This is a genomic window from Acinetobacter sp. SwsAc5 (assembly GCF_013391485.1).
Lineage (GTDB): Bacteria > Pseudomonadota > Gammaproteobacteria > Pseudomonadales > Moraxellaceae > Acinetobacter > Acinetobacter towneri.
This window is the reverse complement of sequence record NZ_JACAXD010000009.1, coordinates 111301-127638: the sequence shown is the minus strand read 5'-3', so window position 1 is coordinate 127638 and position 16338 is coordinate 111301. Positions and strand designations below refer to the sequence as shown.

At 41.9% G+C, this 16338-nt stretch carries 17 protein-coding genes and 4 tRNA genes; 13 read left to right on the top strand and 8 right to left on the bottom strand.

Going from position 1 to position 16338, the window contains the following annotated elements; all coding sequences use genetic code 11:
• Window positions 1-519: IS30 family transposase (locus tag HYG89_RS07440; protein ID WP_178866895.1), on the bottom strand; the 519-nt coding region annotated here is incomplete at its 3' end.
• Window positions 520-706: 187 nt separating this feature from the next.
• On the opposite strand from HYG89_RS07440, the gene rdgB reads away from it, so the two are divergent.
• From rdgB to HYG89_RS07415, 5 genes are all read left to right on the top strand, one after another.
• Window positions 707-1333, top strand: a complete 627-nt coding sequence (rdgB, locus tag HYG89_RS07435) for an RdgB/HAM1 family non-canonical purine NTP pyrophosphatase (RefSeq protein WP_178866893.1) — start codon at window positions 707-709, stop codon at window positions 1331-1333.
• Window positions 1334-1542: 209 nt separating this feature from the next.
• Window positions 1543-1779, top strand: a complete 237-nt coding sequence (gene tatA, locus HYG89_RS07430; RefSeq protein ID WP_178866891.1) for a Sec-independent protein translocase subunit TatA — start codon at window positions 1543-1545, stop codon at window positions 1777-1779.
• 32 nt (window positions 1780-1811) lie between these two features.
• A complete protein-coding gene (gene tatB / locus HYG89_RS07425; RefSeq protein ID WP_178866889.1) occupies window positions 1812-2297 on the top strand; it encodes a Sec-independent protein translocase protein TatB in 486 nt (161 codons plus the stop codon).
• Window positions 2294-3082: a twin-arginine translocase subunit TatC gene (gene tatC / locus HYG89_RS07420; protein ID WP_178866887.1), complete on the top strand. Its 789-nt coding sequence runs from the start codon at window positions 2294-2296 to the stop codon at window positions 3080-3082. Before tatB ends, tatC begins: the two co-directional genes overlap by 4 nt.
• A 189-nt stretch (window positions 3083-3271) precedes the next feature.
• The gene (locus HYG89_RS07415; protein WP_178866885.1) at window positions 3272-5491 is read left to right on the top strand and encodes a PhoX family phosphatase; all 2220 of its coding nucleotides are present in this window, start codon (window positions 3272-3274) and stop codon (window positions 5489-5491) included.
• A gap of 42 nt (window positions 5492-5533) precedes the next feature.
• On the opposite strand, the gene HYG89_RS07410 is transcribed toward HYG89_RS07415, so the two are convergent.
• Window positions 5534-6316 (bottom strand): NRDE family protein, encoded by a 783-nt coding sequence (locus tag HYG89_RS07410; protein WP_178866883.1) that lies wholly within the window; start codon window positions 6314-6316, stop codon window positions 5534-5536.
• A gap of 93 nt (window positions 6317-6409) precedes the next feature.
• Here HYG89_RS07410 and lgt point away from each other — a divergent pair, with 93 nt between their 5' ends.
• The 7 genes from lgt (at window position 6410) to msrA (ending at window position 11590) form a co-directional block, all read left to right on the top strand.
• Window positions 6410-7219, top strand: a complete 810-nt coding sequence (lgt, locus tag HYG89_RS07405) for a prolipoprotein diacylglyceryl transferase (RefSeq protein WP_096901379.1) — start codon at window positions 6410-6412, stop codon at window positions 7217-7219.
• Between the two features lie 111 nt (window positions 7220-7330).
• Window positions 7331-7714, top strand: coding sequence for an AzlD domain-containing protein (locus HYG89_RS07400; RefSeq protein ID WP_004974797.1), 384 nt, complete (start codon window positions 7331-7333; stop codon window positions 7712-7714).
• Between the two features lie 98 nt (window positions 7715-7812).
• Window positions 7813-8655, top strand: coding sequence for a thymidylate synthase (gene thyA / locus HYG89_RS07395; protein ID WP_004974795.1), 843 nt, complete (start codon window positions 7813-7815; stop codon window positions 8653-8655).
• A 91-nt stretch (window positions 8656-8746) separates the two neighbouring features.
• Window positions 8747-9259, top strand: a complete 513-nt coding sequence (locus HYG89_RS07390; RefSeq protein WP_004974792.1) for a dihydrofolate reductase — start codon at window positions 8747-8749, stop codon at window positions 9257-9259.
• Window positions 9260-9329: 70 nt separating this feature from the next.
• Complete coding sequence (locus HYG89_RS07385) at window positions 9330-10385, top strand: DUF4105 domain-containing protein (protein WP_178866880.1); 1056 nt, start codon at window positions 9330-9332, stop codon at window positions 10383-10385.
• Between the two features lie 153 nt (window positions 10386-10538).
• Entirely contained in the window at window positions 10539-11006 is a 468-nt protein-coding gene (locus HYG89_RS07380; RefSeq protein ID WP_004974787.1) for an META domain-containing protein, read from the top strand.
• A 62-nt stretch (window positions 11007-11068) separates the two neighbouring features.
• Complete coding sequence (gene msrA / locus HYG89_RS07375) at window positions 11069-11590, top strand: peptide-methionine (S)-S-oxide reductase MsrA (RefSeq protein WP_004974785.1); 522 nt, start codon at window positions 11069-11071, stop codon at window positions 11588-11590.
• A gap of 71 nt (window positions 11591-11661) precedes the next feature.
• On the opposite strand, the gene HYG89_RS07370 is transcribed toward msrA, so the two are convergent.
• The 6 genes from HYG89_RS07370 to HYG89_RS07345 all read right to left on the bottom strand — a co-directional run bounded on the left by HYG89_RS07370 (window position 11662) and on the right by HYG89_RS07345 (window position 13628).
• Window positions 11662-12300 carry a fumarylacetoacetate hydrolase family protein gene (locus HYG89_RS07370; RefSeq protein WP_096901374.1) on the bottom strand — a complete coding sequence of 213 codons (639 nt, stop codon included), beginning with the start codon at window positions 12298-12300 and terminating at the stop codon, window positions 11662-11664.
• 40 nt (window positions 12301-12340) lie between these two features.
• Window positions 12341-12838: a YcxB family protein gene (locus tag HYG89_RS07365; RefSeq protein ID WP_096901373.1), complete on the bottom strand. Its 498-nt coding sequence runs from the start codon at window positions 12836-12838 to the stop codon at window positions 12341-12343.
• Window positions 12839-13031: 193 nt separating this feature from the next.
• Window positions 13032-13108, bottom strand: a tRNA-Arg gene (locus tag HYG89_RS07360).
• A gap of 212 nt (window positions 13109-13320) precedes the next feature.
• Window positions 13321-13397: transfer RNA gene (locus tag HYG89_RS07355), tRNA-Arg, on the bottom strand.
• Window positions 13398-13446: 49 nt separating this feature from the next.
• Window positions 13447-13523, bottom strand: a tRNA-Arg gene (locus HYG89_RS07350).
• A gap of 15 nt (window positions 13524-13538) precedes the next feature.
• Window positions 13539-13628 (bottom strand) — tRNA-Ser (locus HYG89_RS07345).
• A gap of 264 nt (window positions 13629-13892) precedes the next feature.
• Between HYG89_RS07345 and rnr the strand changes: the two genes are divergently transcribed.
• Entirely contained in the window at window positions 13893-16316 is a 2424-nt protein-coding gene (gene rnr, locus HYG89_RS07340; RefSeq protein WP_178866878.1) for a ribonuclease R, read from the top strand.
• Window positions 16317-16338: the final 22 nt, after the last annotated feature.

Sequence of the window (16338 nt, the reverse complement as noted above, 5' to 3'; positions counted from 1 at the left end):
ACCTTCGAAATCTCCTAAACGTTGTCGTTGATCAATGACCTGGTCTCGGCAGTGAATACTTGTTTTATCAATGATTTGACCCCTACGATCCGTGTTTTTGTAACCGCGTTTTCGATATTTCTTCTGAAGTCTTAAGTGTAGATAAAGTTTACCGCCTTTTGATTTATCTTGATAAATGTACTGGTAAATCCACTCATGTGAAGGTACACCCAGCCAACCGCGTTGTGTTAAAGCACCTGAAATTTGTTCTGGTGACCAGTCCAAACCAATCAAATAATCAATATAAGCGAAGGCAAATGCTGTCATTGATGATGAAGGACGGTACCGTCTTTGACTTGCAAATTTAGCTGCCTGTTGAGCTCTATATCCACGTTGCCCAGTATTTCTTTTTAATTCACGGTAGATGGTTGATCGTGAACGTCCTAACTCCCGAGCAAGGGTAGCGATTGAACTTTTACTTTTCAAAGTAGCATAAATTTCGTATCTTTCATCTTGAGAAAGTTGGGTGTATTTCTTCATTGTGTGCTTTCCAATTGCGAGTTGAAAAAGTCTAATGATTCTATGAATACACCTAACTTTTTCAACTAACTACAAATGTGTTGCACTTGGGATTTGAATCTGCGAAACAAATCTATCTAAGATTAAACTTTTAAGTCTGCAAAATCCGTTAAAATATCCAAGATTATTTTGAATTAAGATCTGAATTATGGCTGCAACTGATTGGCGTGCTCAAGGTACTTTGGTTTTAGCAAGCAATAACAAGGGAAAAATTGCAGAATTTGAAACCCTGTTTGCGCAATTAGACTTGCCTGTGCAAGTGATTCCGCAAGGTCAACTAAATATTGAAGATGCTGTTGAAGATGGTTTGAGCTTTGTTGAAAATGCCATTTTAAAAGCACGCCATGCCGCAAAAATTTCAGGAAAGCCTGCCATTGCAGATGACTCTGGTTTATGTGTGCCTATTTTAGGCGGCGCACCGGGGATTTATTCTGCACGTTTTGCAGGCGAACATGGCAATGATGCAGCCAACAATGAAAAACTTTTGAATAAACTCAAACCACTACGTCAAGACGGCGCAGCAATTGAAGGTATGTTTGTTTGTGTTTTGGCTTTGGTTGAACATGCCGATGATCCATTACCACAAATTTTCCAAGGTATTTGGAAAGGCGAGATTTTAGCAGAAGCTCGTGGTGAAAATGGTTTTGGCTATGACCCGCTCTTTTGGTTGCCTGAATTGGGAGTGTCGAGCGCAGAAATGTCGAAAGCAGAAAAGAATAAAATCAGTCACCGTGGTCAGGCGATGCAACTGTTTAAAGCAAGTTTACAGCATTAAATTCAGATCACACCTTCTATACAGCCCACCAAATCCAGTGGGCCGTTTGATTTCAACTCACCTTAATTCAGATATTGGTCTAAATAATCTATGTTTTAGACGCAGCAGTACAAGCCAAACCGCCCTTTGTCTTTAAATCGCAACACATTCGTCACTGCATTGTCATACAGACCTGTTGAGATAGGCTCAACTATTGAGAGGTCTAAATCATGGCAGGATTATCTATTTGGCACGTGCTGATTTTTGCAATTGTGGTCATTTTATTATTTGGTACATCTAAGCTTAAAAACTTAGGTAAAGATGTGGGTGGCGCGGTCAAAGATTTTAAAAAGTCGATTAAGGATGATGAGGCAGAAGTGGCGCAACTTAAAGAACCTCGTACGATTGAACATCAAGCCAATAACAATGATGTAACAACTGATTCTAAAAGCCATATCAAGAGCTAACAGTTTGAATTGATCATGCTTGAGGATAAATCATGTTAAATCTTGGCATGAGCGAACTGCTGGTTTTTGCCATTATTGCAGTCATCGTTTTAGGACCAGATAAATTACCGACAGCAATTCGCTCTGTCATTAAGTGGTATCGTCAAATCAAAATGCTGATTAATAATGTGCAGCGGGATATTGAGCGCGAACTAGAAATTACAGAAATTCGGGAAACAATGCAAAAAGAAATTGCCCGTTTTAAAGATATTGAAAAAAACATGCAGGCTCAGTTAGATCAAATTCAGCAAGAAGTTAATCAACAGCATCAAGAACTTGAAAAAGCCATATCACCCGAAATCAAAGCACCTGAAGACCAAACCAAGCTGAAAAATCCTGAACAGCGTGCAGCTGAATCCAATGCGGCTCAGGCTAAACCTTGTACTCAAGCTAAAGAAGTACCATATCTGACTACAGAAACACAGCTAGTATCTGAAAATCCTTTACAAAAACAAGAGCAAAAGGTCGTCACAACATGACCAGTACCACCAATCAAACTGAACAATTCAATCAAACCACATCTGAAGAAAATGAAGCGCTTGAACAACTTCCTTTTACCGTACATTTAATTGAGTTACGTCGCCGTCTAATTAAATGTGTCGGGCTGATTATTGCTCTCTTCTTTATGATGTTGCCTTTTGCAAATCAACTGTATGAAATGCTGTCCTCTCCGTTACGCGGACGCTTACCTGAACATGCAACCATGATTGCAACAGACGTTACTGCAACTTTTATGGCACCCTTTAAACTGAATTTTTATGTGGCTTTCATTATTGCCATGCCATTTATTTTGTATCAAATTTGGCAATTTTTAGCGCCAGCACTGTATAAAACAGAAAAAAAGATCGCACTGCCTATTTTATTTTCGAGTATCGTATTATTTTATGCAGGCATTGCTTTTGCTTACTTTATTACTTTACCCGCAGTGCTGACCTTTTTTATGCAAGCCTCTCCTGATTCTGTCGCACCTATGACAGATATCAACAGTTATTTGAGTTTTTGTTTAAAACTATTTTTAGTGTTTGGTATTACCTTTGAGATACCAGTTGCCACCGTCATGCTAATTTTAGCGCATATCGTTACGATTGAATCTTTGGTTACAAAGCGACGCTATATTATTGTTGGTTGTTTTTTTATTGCCATGTTTGTTACACCACCAGATGCACTTAGCATGTTAATGCTTGCCATTCCCATGTGGTTATTATTTGAATTGGGCATACTTTTAGGTCGTATTTTATTAAAAAAACAAATTAAATCTTGCTGATCTTTTTAGGGGTCAGCGCTACACTTTTACCAACAAAATACAAACTATTTATCATTTATTACAATTAGTTAGATCAATTTCTTTATCAAATATAACGATACTGTCATCATTAGTTCACCCGAATGTCACAACTGAACTCTAGCATGTGCATAGCTTTAACAACGTTCTGCAAAATTGCTAGGAATAAAAATGAATTTAGAAAATCAGTTAATTGAGCATGTGGAAGATTCAAATACATCAGATAACCCACATTTTCAAGAAATTTTAAATGCACGCGTAAGCCGTCGTAGTGTAGTGCGCGGTGGCATTGGCATGACTGCCGCCATGATGTTGGGGGGAGCGGGTTTAGTTGGCTGTTCAGATGAGAATGATGATCCAATTATTACCCCGCCTACAAAACAACCAGAGCTAAAAGCACCTGAAACAATTAATTTCACTCCAGTACCGCATAGTAAAAAAGATCAGGTTGTTGTACCTGAACAGTATCAAGTTGAAGCCTTCCTACCAGTGGGCATGCCTTTAATTAGTGGTTTATCTGATTGGAGTGATACTCAACAACGTGCTGGTGAATCTTTTGAACTTCGTGTAGGCGATAACCATGATGGTTTATGGTTCTATGGCTTAAAAGATGGCAAATTAGACAACACTGTTTCTGATCATGGTTTATTGGTGATTAACCATGAATATGTAGAAGTAGAACGTTTACACTTACTTGGTGGGTATACACGCAAAATTGCCAACCCTGTAGATAAGATTTATGAAAATCAACGTTTGTCAGACGACGTACGCCGTGAAGTAAATGCACATGGCGTGGGCGTTTATGAAGTTAAGCGTAAAAAAGACCTTGCTACATTTGAATTAGTGAAAGATTCTAAATTTAACCGTCGTTTTACCAGTGCAACAGAAGTAGATTTCAGCGGTCCAGCTGCAGGTCATGATTTATTAAAAACTAAGTTTGATCCTACAGGAAAATCAACCCGCGGTATCAACAACCAATGCGGTAGTGGCCCATCACCATGGGGAACCTATTTAACTGTTGAAGAAAACTTTACTGGTGTTTTTGCACGTCGAACGGATGATGCCGCTAAAGTTCCTGCACACACCGATTTTGCTTTAATGCGTTATGGGCAAAAAGCAGGAAGCACAGGTTTTGACTATTTATGGCATACTCCTGCACTAGAAGAGCAAATCATTCCAGATGAATTCTCACGCTGGGATGTAAGTAGTATTGGTGCAACTGCACTTGATGACTACCGCAATGCACTCAATACCTTTGGTTGGATTGTCGAGGTTGATCCTTTTGACCCAACTTCACGTGCTATTAAACGTACAGCATTAGGTCGCTTTGCACATGAAAACTGCGGCTATGCTCCAGTAGAAGCAGGCAAACCTGTTGTACTGTATATGGGTGATGATGCTCGTGGTGAGTACGTTTATAAATTCGTATCAAAAGTTGTTTGGGACCCTGCTGATGCAAACGGTGGCTTAAAAGCAGGTACAAAATACTTAGATGAAGGTACATTATACGTTGCTAAATTTAGCGCAAATGGTACAGAAGCATATGGTTTAGGTGAGTGGGTAGAGCTTACTTACGGTATCAACGGTTTAAATTCAAGTAATACCAAATATCCTTTCAACAGCCAAGCAGATGTAATGGTGTTTACCCGTCTTGCAGCAGACAGTGTTGGTGCAACCAAAATGGATCGCCCAGAATGGGTCAATGCAAGCCCGATCACTGGTGAAGTTTATTTAACCTTAACCAACAGTAACGCAGCAAACCGCGGTGGTAAAACTGATCCAGCAAACCCACGTGACTATGATAACAATGGCGATGGCAAACTAGATGGTAACCCGAATGGCCATGTTATCCGCTGGAGAGAAGACAATGGCAACCACGCTGCATTGAAATTCCAATGGGATGTCTACGCATTTGGTGCACCATTCGACCTTGCAGCTGCAAACTTGTCTGGCTTAACTGCAGAAAATGACTTCTCAAGCCCAGATGGTTTAGTATTTGACCCTCGCGGTGTAATGTGGATTCAAACAGATGATGGTGCTTATTTAAAACGCACTAACTGTATGATGTTAGTTGCACTACCTGGTCAAGTTGGAGATGGCACATCTCAACAAGTAGGTACTGTGACAACGCATATTGGAGCGAAGCCAACAGCAAATAACTTGGCGCGTTTCTTAACTGGACCACTTGAAGCTGAAATTACAGGGGTTGCGTTTACACCTGACTTGAAAACATTCTTCGTCAGTATCCAACACCCTGGTGAAAATGGTAATCGTAAAGATGGCTATAACAGCCACTGGCCTGATAGCCAAACCAACCCAAGTTCAAAAGCTTTACCGCGTTCTGCACTCGCAGTAATTACTCGTAAAGATGGTGGTGTTGTTTTAGGCTAAACCTAAGCAATCAAAAAAATGCCGACATCACGTCGGCATTTTTTATGCCTCAATGTTCAACTGTTGCTGCACAATATTTCCTTTTTGCTCACCATATTGTGTTTTTTCCAACCATATAAATTGCTGCGCCTGCATACGTAAAAAATTGGAGCAACGTGTACCGTACAGTGGACTTTGAATAAAAGTCGATGACAACAACGCTTCCATCTCCAATGAAATCCCTGTTTGCGGTAACCGTTCAAATGCAACCTTGCGTTCATCTTGTAAAATATCCCACGCCGCAGCATTTAGCTCTGCCGTTGCAAGATCAGGCAATTGCAGCATCGGTAAAAACTCCTGCGTAAAGCGTTTGCGTAAGCGTGCAGTTTTCTCCCAAGGGTCACTCATCAATCCATTCGACACCACATAAACGCCTTTAGCTAAAACCTGCGGCGCTTCTCCACGGTTACTCATGTACACCGCTTGAGTGGTGTCACCCACAAATAAATTAAAACCTGCATATTCACATTGCTGTTTTTCTAAGGCTTGCGCAAAACGGATAGGCGTTTGCTCAGATTCTAAAAAAGCCTGAATAATATGCCCACGTGAAGTTGGATATTCACGAACATCATTCGCATCACGATAATTGGTAATCACAGCCCAGCGTCCCGATGGGGTAATGCCCATCCACGTACCGCCCGATTCTAAATCTTGCCCTGCAACAATTGGACTATCAGACCATGCTGCCAGTGCTGCTGTCGGACGCCGATAGAACTCATCTCGATTTGAAATCAAACACAGTGGTGTGTCTGTCAAGACCTGCCAAGCCAATGCCACAATACACATAATTTAAACTCTTGATCTTTACACATTGAATGTACAACATTTTTCATCACATTCAGCTAAAATCTGTGCAAAACAGAATCACAAGGAACAGGAATGCTCACCTATCCAAATATTGACCCCGTTGCTATTTCGCTCGGGCCTTTACAAGTCCATTGGTATGGCTTGATGTATTTACTGGCATTTTTATTTGCATGGGGTTTGGCAACTTACCGTGCCAAACAACGTGGCTGGACACCAGACATGGTTTCCGACCTGATCTTTTACGGCGCTTTGGGCGTGGTGATTGGTGGACGTGTCGGTTATGTGTTTTTCTACGGCTTTGAACAATTTTTGGAAAATCCACTGTGGTTATTCCAAGTCTGGACAGGCGGCATGAGTTTCCATGGCGGCTTTCTGGGCGTGATTTTAGCCATGCTGTTCTGGTGTAAAAAATACAAAATGACGTGGTTTCAAACTTTGGATTTTATTGCCCCATGTGTACCTACAGGTCTAATGTTTGGTCGTATTGGTAACTTTATTGGTGGTGAATTATATGGTCGCCCTGTGACCGATCCGAATTTTGCTTTGGGGATGATTTTCCCGACCGATCCTTTACAATTGGTACGTCATCCATCGCAATTGTATCAAGCCTTATGTGAAGGTCTAATCCTGTTTATTGTACTGTGGTGGTTTAGTTCAAAGCCACGTCCACGCATGGCAGTGTCTGCCCTATTCCTGATTGGTTATGGTTTGGCGCGCTTTGTTGTCGAATTTTTCCGCGAACCCGATCATGGTCAGCTCTTTATTGCATGGATGAGTAAGGGACAATTCCTGAGCTTACCAATGATTTTGGTCGGTTTCTGGATGATGTGGTATGCCTATCAAAAGAAAATTTATGATTGGGGGCCGCAAAAAAACAGCTAAGCTACTACCCATTTAAATGCAGGTTTCATCCATTCAGGCGAAGTCAATCTTCGCCTTTTTTATGCTACAGTGCTATCTATTACTTACACTTTTCAGACATCAATATCTCACATGCTTGAATTTTGGTTTAACCCACAGGTTGCGGTCACAAAGAAAATTGCCCTGCTGATGGTGATCGCGCTGGTCACTGCAGCGGTATACTTCTTAGAACCCTTAAAGCTCGATGCGATTTTAATGTTTCTGGCCACAGGTATTGTTTTTTTAATTTGTCGTTACTGCAAAATTCATTTTACTGCACAACATCCCACAGGTTGGTTGGCACGACTATTGACTTGGATTCCACTGGCGTTGTTACTCGCAATAATTTTCATGCAGATTCAACACGGTGAAATTTTACTGTCGGGCGCTCAAGGCATTGGCTTTACCGCTTTGGCTATTTGCCTGTTTTCGCCGTTGGCTTTACTGCATCAACATCACGCTTCCGACACACAATAAAGTCACAACTTTAAAAACTCTGCTATTATTCTTTCTGATTTACTGGGCATCGAATTGCCCAAACAAAAAATATTTCTTTTGCTTGACCAGAGAACGCTATGCGCCAGTATTTAGACCTACTCCAACATATTCTTGACCATGGTGGCGACAAAGGTGACCGTACCGGAACAGGCACACGTTCAGTGTTTGGGCACCAAATGCGTTTTAACCTTGCACAAGGTTTTCCACTGCTGACTACCAAAAAAGTACATTTCCGTTCTATCGTAATTGAGCTGTTATGGTTTTTAAAAGGCGATACCAACGTCAAATATCTACAAGAACATAAAGTCAGTATTTGGGATGAATGGTCTACCGCAGAACAAACCGCGCGCTTTGGTCGTCCTGAAGGTGAACTTGGCCCAGTGTACGGACATCAATGGCGTAATTTTGGTGCAACACAAAAAGCCGATGGTCTGTATGAGCAAGATGGTTTTGACCAAATTGCATGGTTAATCAATGAAATTAAAACCAATCCAAATTCACGGCGTTTAATCGTGTCAGGCTGGAACCCGAAAGAAGCAGGTCAAGTTGCTTTACCGCCTTGCCATACTTTATTCCAGTTTTTTGTGCACAACGGCAAACTCTCATGCCAGCTATATCAACGCAGTGCCGATGTGTTTTTAGGCGTGCCTTTTAATATTGCCAGCTATGCTTTACTAACCCACATGATCGCGCAAGTCTGTGATTTAGAAGTCGGAGATTTTGTCTGGACAGGTGGCGATACGCATTTATATGCCAACCACTTTGAACAGGCACAGTTACAGCTAAGCCGTGAACCACTGGCGTTATGTCAGTTAAAACTCAATCCTGAAATCAAAGATATTTTCGATTTTAAATTTGAAGATATTGAAATTGTAGGCTATGAGTCACATCCTGCAATTAAAGCACCTGTCGCTGTTTAATTGCCTGTTGCTAGATTTATCATCTCAACATTTAAATTGCCCCAACGTCCCCAAAAGATGCTTGGCAGACTAAGAAAATACGAGCCTAATTATGTCATTTCAAAATTTAGAAGTTGTACACGTAGTCGCTATGGATCAACAACGCTGCATTGGTCAGGGTAACCAATTGCCGTGGCATATTTCGGCAGACTTAAAACACTTCAAAGAAATCACCCAAGGTGGCGTGGTGATTATGGGACGCAAAACCTTGGAGTCGATGGGACGCACCCTGCCTAAACGTGTCAATTGGGTGATTACCCGCGACCCAAACTGGGCATTTGAAGGCACAAAAGTGGCGCATAGCATTGAAGATGCCTTGCAACAAGCCGTTGCCGATGTTCAAGCCTCAGAAAAACCAAACACTTTATTTATTATTGGTGGTGGTGAAATTTTTAGCCAAACTATGCCGATTGCTGACCGTTTGGAACTGACGCATATTGAACTAGATGTTCAGGGAGACGCGCATTATCCTGCCATTCCTGCCGAGTTTAAAAAAGTGGCCTCAGAACAGCATGTCGATGAAAAATCAGGGATTGCCTTTGAGTTTGCCCGCTATCAAAAATAATGCTGACAGCCTTGGCAATATTTGATTATGATGACTTAAACGGAATTTAACTTTGCCTCAGGAATGGCGGATGCTGCATTTCATCTTCAGTTTAGGTGTCGTTCTTTCTTCTATTTGGCTCAGTATGGCCTTGTGGATTCATCAGCCTTTGGGTTGGTTAATGAGCCGTGTGCTGATTGGGACTTGGCTAGCCTTCACCCTCAGCATTTTGGGCATTTATATCACTCAGCATTTGCTCAGTCGCAATCAGGATATTTTGGTTTATCTTTTGGGTTTTGCCTTGGGGCTGTTTTGGTATTTTGGGATGGATGCCAAGCAAGACCGTGACTGGAACCCTGAAGTAGCCCGTATGCTGCATTATGAACAAGTACAAGATCAGGTCACGCTGCACAATGTCCGCAATTTTGACTGGCATGCCGATGGTCGCTATACCGAACGTTGGGAAACCCGCCAATTTAACCTGAAACAGATTACGGGGGTGAATATCATCACCTCTTACTGGATGGGGCCAAAAATTGCGCATACCTTAGTCAGTTTTGACTTTGCCGATCAAGCGCCACTCACCTTTTCCATTGAAATTCGCAAAGAAAAACACGAAGAGTTTTCTGCGATTGGTGGCTTCTTTCGGCAATATGAACTCAGCCTTGTCGCTGCCGATGAAAAAGATATCATCTACACCCGCAGCAATATTCGGGGTGAGCAAGTTTATTTTTTCCCGATCCAGCTCAATCCACAAGAAGCACAAGCACTGTTTCAGGAATATCTGCATAAAGCCGATGCTTTAGCCGCCAAAGCGCGTTGGTATAATACGTTGACCAGTAATTGCACCACGCTGCTGTTTGACATGATTCAGGCAGTATCTCAAAAACGTTTCCCTGCCGACTATCGTCTGTTTGCTTCGGGTTATTTACCCAATTATTTATATGATTTGCATGCGCTGGATCATCGTTGGAATATGCAAACTTGGTATCAACGTGCCCACATTAACCCACGTGTGGAAAACTTAAAAGATATCCACAGCCAAGACTTTTCCGCGCTCATTCGACAAGGCGTGCAGCTCGATTCTTCAGCAAACATCAGCACGCCTTATTCGCATCCGACTTATCAGAACAAAGTGCTGCCCTGACCTATTTTGGTCATTTTGCGCAGATACAATCAATTCAGAGAAAAAACCACACCATATCTTGGAAAAAGTTGCAGCAAACATACAAATTTAACTAGAGCCACGGCGCATAATTTGTTTAGATAGCAACAATTTCAAAAAATTAGAGATCATTCCATGCTAAAAAAATACTTCGGGATCACCTTATTGGGTGCAATGATTGCTTTATCAGGATGTGAAACTATGCCAACTCAAACGAGTGCAAGCCAAATTAGCGCAATCAATCAAGCCAACTTAGTACAACGTACATGGACTGCTACGCAATTGGGCAACAGCATGTTAAAAACAGAAGCAAACCGCCAAAACTTGCCATATTTAAACTTTGATGCCGCCACACAAACAGTCACAGGTTCAGATAGTTGTAACCGACTCAGCGGTAGTTATGTCGCAGGACGTGACACCCTACAATTGGGGCAATTGGCAACCACGCGAATGGCTTGCTTAAATAACAACAACTTAGATCAGAAATTTCATGAAGCCCTAAATAAAGTGACGCATTATCAGGTCTATGGTAAAACCCTGAAATTGCTAGATCGCCATGGAAATTTACTGATTCAATTTGAAACACCAACGGCTGCACGTTAACGGCTAAGCCTAATAATAGACAGGCTTAAAATGGTTTATTCATAAAATATAAGGACAAAATCATGCAACAAGCATTGTTTGGTGGCGGATGTTTCTGGTGTGTCGAAGCCGTATTTTTACAACTGCAAGGCGTAGAAAAAGTCACCAGCGGTTATGCAGGTGGACATACCTTAAACCCAAGCTATGAAGATATTTGCCGTGGCGACAGCGGACATGCAGAAGTCATTTTGATTGATTTTGATGAGCAGCAGATCAGCTATTCACAATTACTTGAGGTGTTTTTTGCCACACACGACCCAACCACATTAAACCGTCAGGGCAATGATGTCGGCACACAATACCGCTCTGTGATTTATTATTTAGATGCTACACAGCAACAAGCTGCCGCCGAGATGATTGCAGCCTTACAAGCTGAAGGTGTGAATGTTGTGACTGAACTCAGTGCAGCACCTGAATTTTACCCTGCAGAAGACTATCATCAGAATTTCTTTGCCAAAAATCCAAATCAGGGCTACTGCAATTTTTCCATTCCACCGAAACTGAATAAATTACGCAGTAAATTTCAGCATTTACTGAAAGTATAACCATTGGATTTAAAAGCAAGTACAAAACGGTGATACTCATCTTTTGATGACATCACCGTTTACACCACTATTTATTTTACAAAAGTCGTCCAGACAAATGCCTGAGTACGTCCTTGTAAGGTCATCTTCAACTGATCGCCCGACTGTAATGCTGCCACCCCTGCAGGTGTACCAGTCATTACCACATCACCAGGTTCTAAACTAAATACTTGGCTAATATCTGCCAACAATGCCGCAATATCAAAAATCAATAAACTGGTATCGCCTTGCTGACGTAATTCATCATTAATGTCCAAACGATATTGCACGTTTTTCCAGTCCTGAATTTCCGATACATCCACCCAATCTGCCAACACACAAGAACCGTCAAACGCTTTGGCTCGTTCCCACGGCTGTCCTTTTTTCTTAAGTTCATCCTGCAATTCACGCAAAGTTAAATCCAAGCCCAAAGTCACTGCACCTACAGCATCCAATACTTTGGCAGGATCTGTGTCTGCATTTAAAGGCTGGTCAATGCGTAAACTCAATTCACATTCATAGTGACAATTGCCCCAGACCTTATTCCACGTAATCCCATCACTTAAACTGCGTAAACTGCTTGGCGGTTTAATAAATAACACAGGATGATCAGGTACAGCATTACCTAATTCTTTGGCATGGTCTGCATAACTGCGACCGACACAGACAATTTTAGATGGACGTGTACTCATGATCATCCTCAAATAACTCGTAAATTGGGAAAATTAAAACTTACTTTTTAAAAGTATTTTCAAAAACCGTTTGTTCTGCAGGCAGATTAAATGCACGTTTCGGTACAATCACCACTGTACGATTTTTTAATTCCAGCATATAGGTGAGTTTACCCACAGCGAAATTTTGCACCTCGTTATAATGAAATACCTGTTTACGACCATTGGCATACAGCTCGGCATAGTCCTGAAATAAATCAATGCCTTGCTCGCTTTTTCCAAATTGGTATTTTACAAACTGGCGTTTAAACATCATTGGCAAAAACCAATAACGCATTAAAGTTTGCAATATTAAAAAGAAAGCACCGAGTGCAACATAATAGCGACCTACCCCATCGAAGCCCAAATAAAAGCCCCAAGCAATAATCGCCACACTAATCAACGGTGTAATAAAACGGGTAAATTGTTTTTTACCAAAAGTCGCAAGGGCAAAGCCGTCTTGAGATTCTTCTAAATTTAAAAAATAGCGCAAAGACAATGCTGGCTGCGTGTCAGACATAAGCTCATCATCAAGTCATTCAAATTGAGCTAAATCTTACACTAGATTGAGCACTTTCCTTATTTTTTTCGTGTTTATTCGCTCAAATCCAGACGTAAAACAATGGTCATGCTTTTGACACAGAAATTTCATCATTTTTAGATAGTGTAGATGCAAAAAAACCGCATCAAAAGTGCGGTTTTTTATTTCAAGTTGGTGCGCTCAGAGAGATTCGAACTCCCGACCCCTTAGTTCGTAGCCAAGTGCTCTATCCAGCTGAGCTATGAGCGCGACGACTTGATGGGGTGCATTATACGTGTTTTTTTTCTGGCTGTTAAGTATTAATTCATCATTTTGCAATCAAATGCACAGATATTGGACGATTCAAAAGAATTTTAACGTAAAACCATGAGTACGCTATTCTTTTTAATAAACTGATTATTGTTTGAGTTTACTAAATTTCAGGCACAAAAAACCGCATTTAAGCGGTTGATTGTTCAAGTTGGTGCGCTCAGAGAGATTCGAACTCCCGACCCCTTAGTTCGTAGCCAAGTGCTCTATCCAGCTGAGCTATGAGCGCATTACTTGTGTGCCAATTTAGGCGATACGTTACTGTTCGGTTTACTTATTGGTGCGCTCAGAGAGATTCGAACTCCCGACCCCTTAGTTCGTAGCCAAGTGCTCTATCCAGCTGAGCTATGAGCGCGACATAAGTAAAGCGTGGCGGTGAGAGAGGGATTCGAACCCTCGATACAGTTACCCGTATGCGTCCTTAGCAGGGACGTGGTTTCAGCCACTCACCCATCTCACCGTAACGTGCCGCCATAATACAAATTAAGTGCTAGCACTGCAAGCTTCGATACCACAATTTTTGCATATTTTTGCTCAATTAAATATTTTTTAAACAATTTTCAGGATTCATCACCAGAATTACGCCTGAACTTTTGGCAATCGCTGCACAAAAACTAGAAACATCGTAAAATAACGACAGAAAACACATTATTGCAATCATTTACGTGCAGTCTTTCCGTACATGACTTATGCTAAACCTATCTTCTGACATGAAGTTTATTCCATGATGAAAAATTGGGTCGATCCTGAAGCGAAAGCTGAAGCCGAACGCTACGAAAATCCTATTCCAAGCCGTACCTTAATCTTAGAAACCATTGAAACCTTGCAGGCAGCACAGTCACATGCAGACTTGGTAGAGCATTTTGCGATTGCCGATCAAAAAAGTATTGATGCCCTGAGCCATCGTTTAATTGCCATGGTACGTGATGGTCAGCTCATGAAAGATGGATTCAAGTTCCAGCTGGCTGCAGAACAACCGACTCATGACGCCACGGTTTACATCAACAGTAAAGGTTTAGGCACAGCCAATATTGCAGGTCATGAAGATATTTTATTGCCTGAACGCGAACTACGTTTGGTGTTTAATGGCGATCAAGTCAAAGTCCGCCAGACATCGGTAGATCGTAAAGGCAAGGCATGGGGGTTTATTACCGAAGTCACCCAGCGTCGTGTCAAACAAATCATTGGTAAATTGTCAGAATACGATGGTGAATATTTTATTCAGCCTGCCCAGCCAAATAGCCATCAACCCATTACCCTTGAAAAAGAATTAATTGAACATGCCCAAGTTAAATTGGGCGATTCTGTGCGCATTGCGATTGACGACTATCCAACCCGCGAAGAATTTGCCACAGGACATATTATTCAGTCGATGGCAGACAAAGCCGAAACTGAAATTATTATTCCGCAAACCATTTTAGAATTTGGTCTGCCGTATGAATTTCCTGAAGATGTCATTCAAGAAGCTGAAAGCTTTCAAGAACCGACTGCCCAAGACCGTGAAGGACGTGTTGATTTACGCGATTTAGCCTTAGTGACTATTGATGGTGAAGATGCCCGCGACTTTGACGATGCAGTATATGCAGAAAAACGTCCAGGCGGTGGTTACCGTGTCGTGGTCGCAATTGCCGATGTCAGCCATTACGTCCGCACAGGCAAACCTCTGGATGATGAAGCTCAGGAACGTGGGACTTCAGTCTATTTCCCGCATTTTGTATTGCCGATGTTGCCTGAAGCTTTATCGAATGGCTTATGTTCGCTCAATCCACAGGTTGACCGTTTGTGTATGGTCTGCGATTTAAAACTGTCACGCGCAGGTCGTGTCACAGGTTTTGAATTTTATCCATCGGTCATGCATTCCAAAGCACGTTTAACCTATACTCAAGTGGCACAATATTTTGAGGGTGATAGTGCGGCAATTCCAGAAGATCGGGAGGTGCGCAAATCATTAAATACTCTGTTCCAACTGTATCAAGTGCTGAAAGGTTTACGTGCTGAACGTCATGCCATGGAGTTTGAAACCGTTGAAACCTACATGATCTTTGATGAGTTAGGTGGAATTAAAGAAATTTTGCCGCGCAGCCGTAACGATGCGCATAAACTGATTGAAGAATGTATGTTACTCGCCAACGTCGCAGCAGCAGAATATGCACTCAAACATGATGTGCCGATGCTGTACCGTGTGCATGAACCGCCAGAGTTTTCACGTATTCAAAAAGTCCGTGATTTTGTCAAATTACTTGGGCTACATTTTCCAGAACAACCCACTCAGGCCGACTATCAAGCGGTGATTGAAGCCACTAAAGATCGTATTGATGCACCAAGTATTCACGCGGTGTTATTACGCTCAATGATGCAAGCCTATTATGGCGCCAATAATTCAGGTCACTATGGTTTAGCTTACGATGCCTACACGCATTTCACTTCACCAATCCGTCGCTACCCTGACCTATTGTTGCATCGTGCCATTAAAGCGCATTTAAAACAAAAACCATCACCACTTTCGGGCGCAGCTTTAGATGATGCAGGCGAACATTATTCTGCAACTGAACGTCGTGCCGATGAAGCCTCGCGCTCTGTCACCACATGGCTAAAATGCCACTATATGCAGCAGCACTTGGGCGAAGAATTTGTAGGCGTAATTTCTGCAGTAGCCGAATTCGGTCTGTTTGTCACTCTCAAAGACCTTTATGTCGATGGCATGATTCATGTCAGCCAATTGGGCGATGACTTCTTTGTATTTGACCAAGCCAGCCAAAGCCTAATTGGACAAGCACGTGGTCAAAGCTTTAGCTTGGGTGATGAAGTCAAAATTAAAGTCGCGGCTGTCAATTTAGAAGACCGCAAAATTGATTTTGAACTCATGCAGCAACTCACCCATGCAGGTCGTGCTATTCGTATGCGCGCACCGCGCGTGGCAAAACCGTTCAGCCGTGAAGCCACTGAAGAAGTTTTTTCTGAGCGTCCAAGCAAGGCGACTTTAAGTGAAAACGGTGAGCAACCTGTGCCGAAGAAAAAGCCAAAAAGCAAACCGAGCTCTTACGGTAAAAAAACCTCAGCGAAGTCGGAAGCTAAACCGAAAGACAAAGCCAAAAAAAAGACCAAGGTGAAAAAGAAAAAAGCCAATGCCAAGTCTAAATTGGACTAGCATCAACTATTTTCAACTTCTT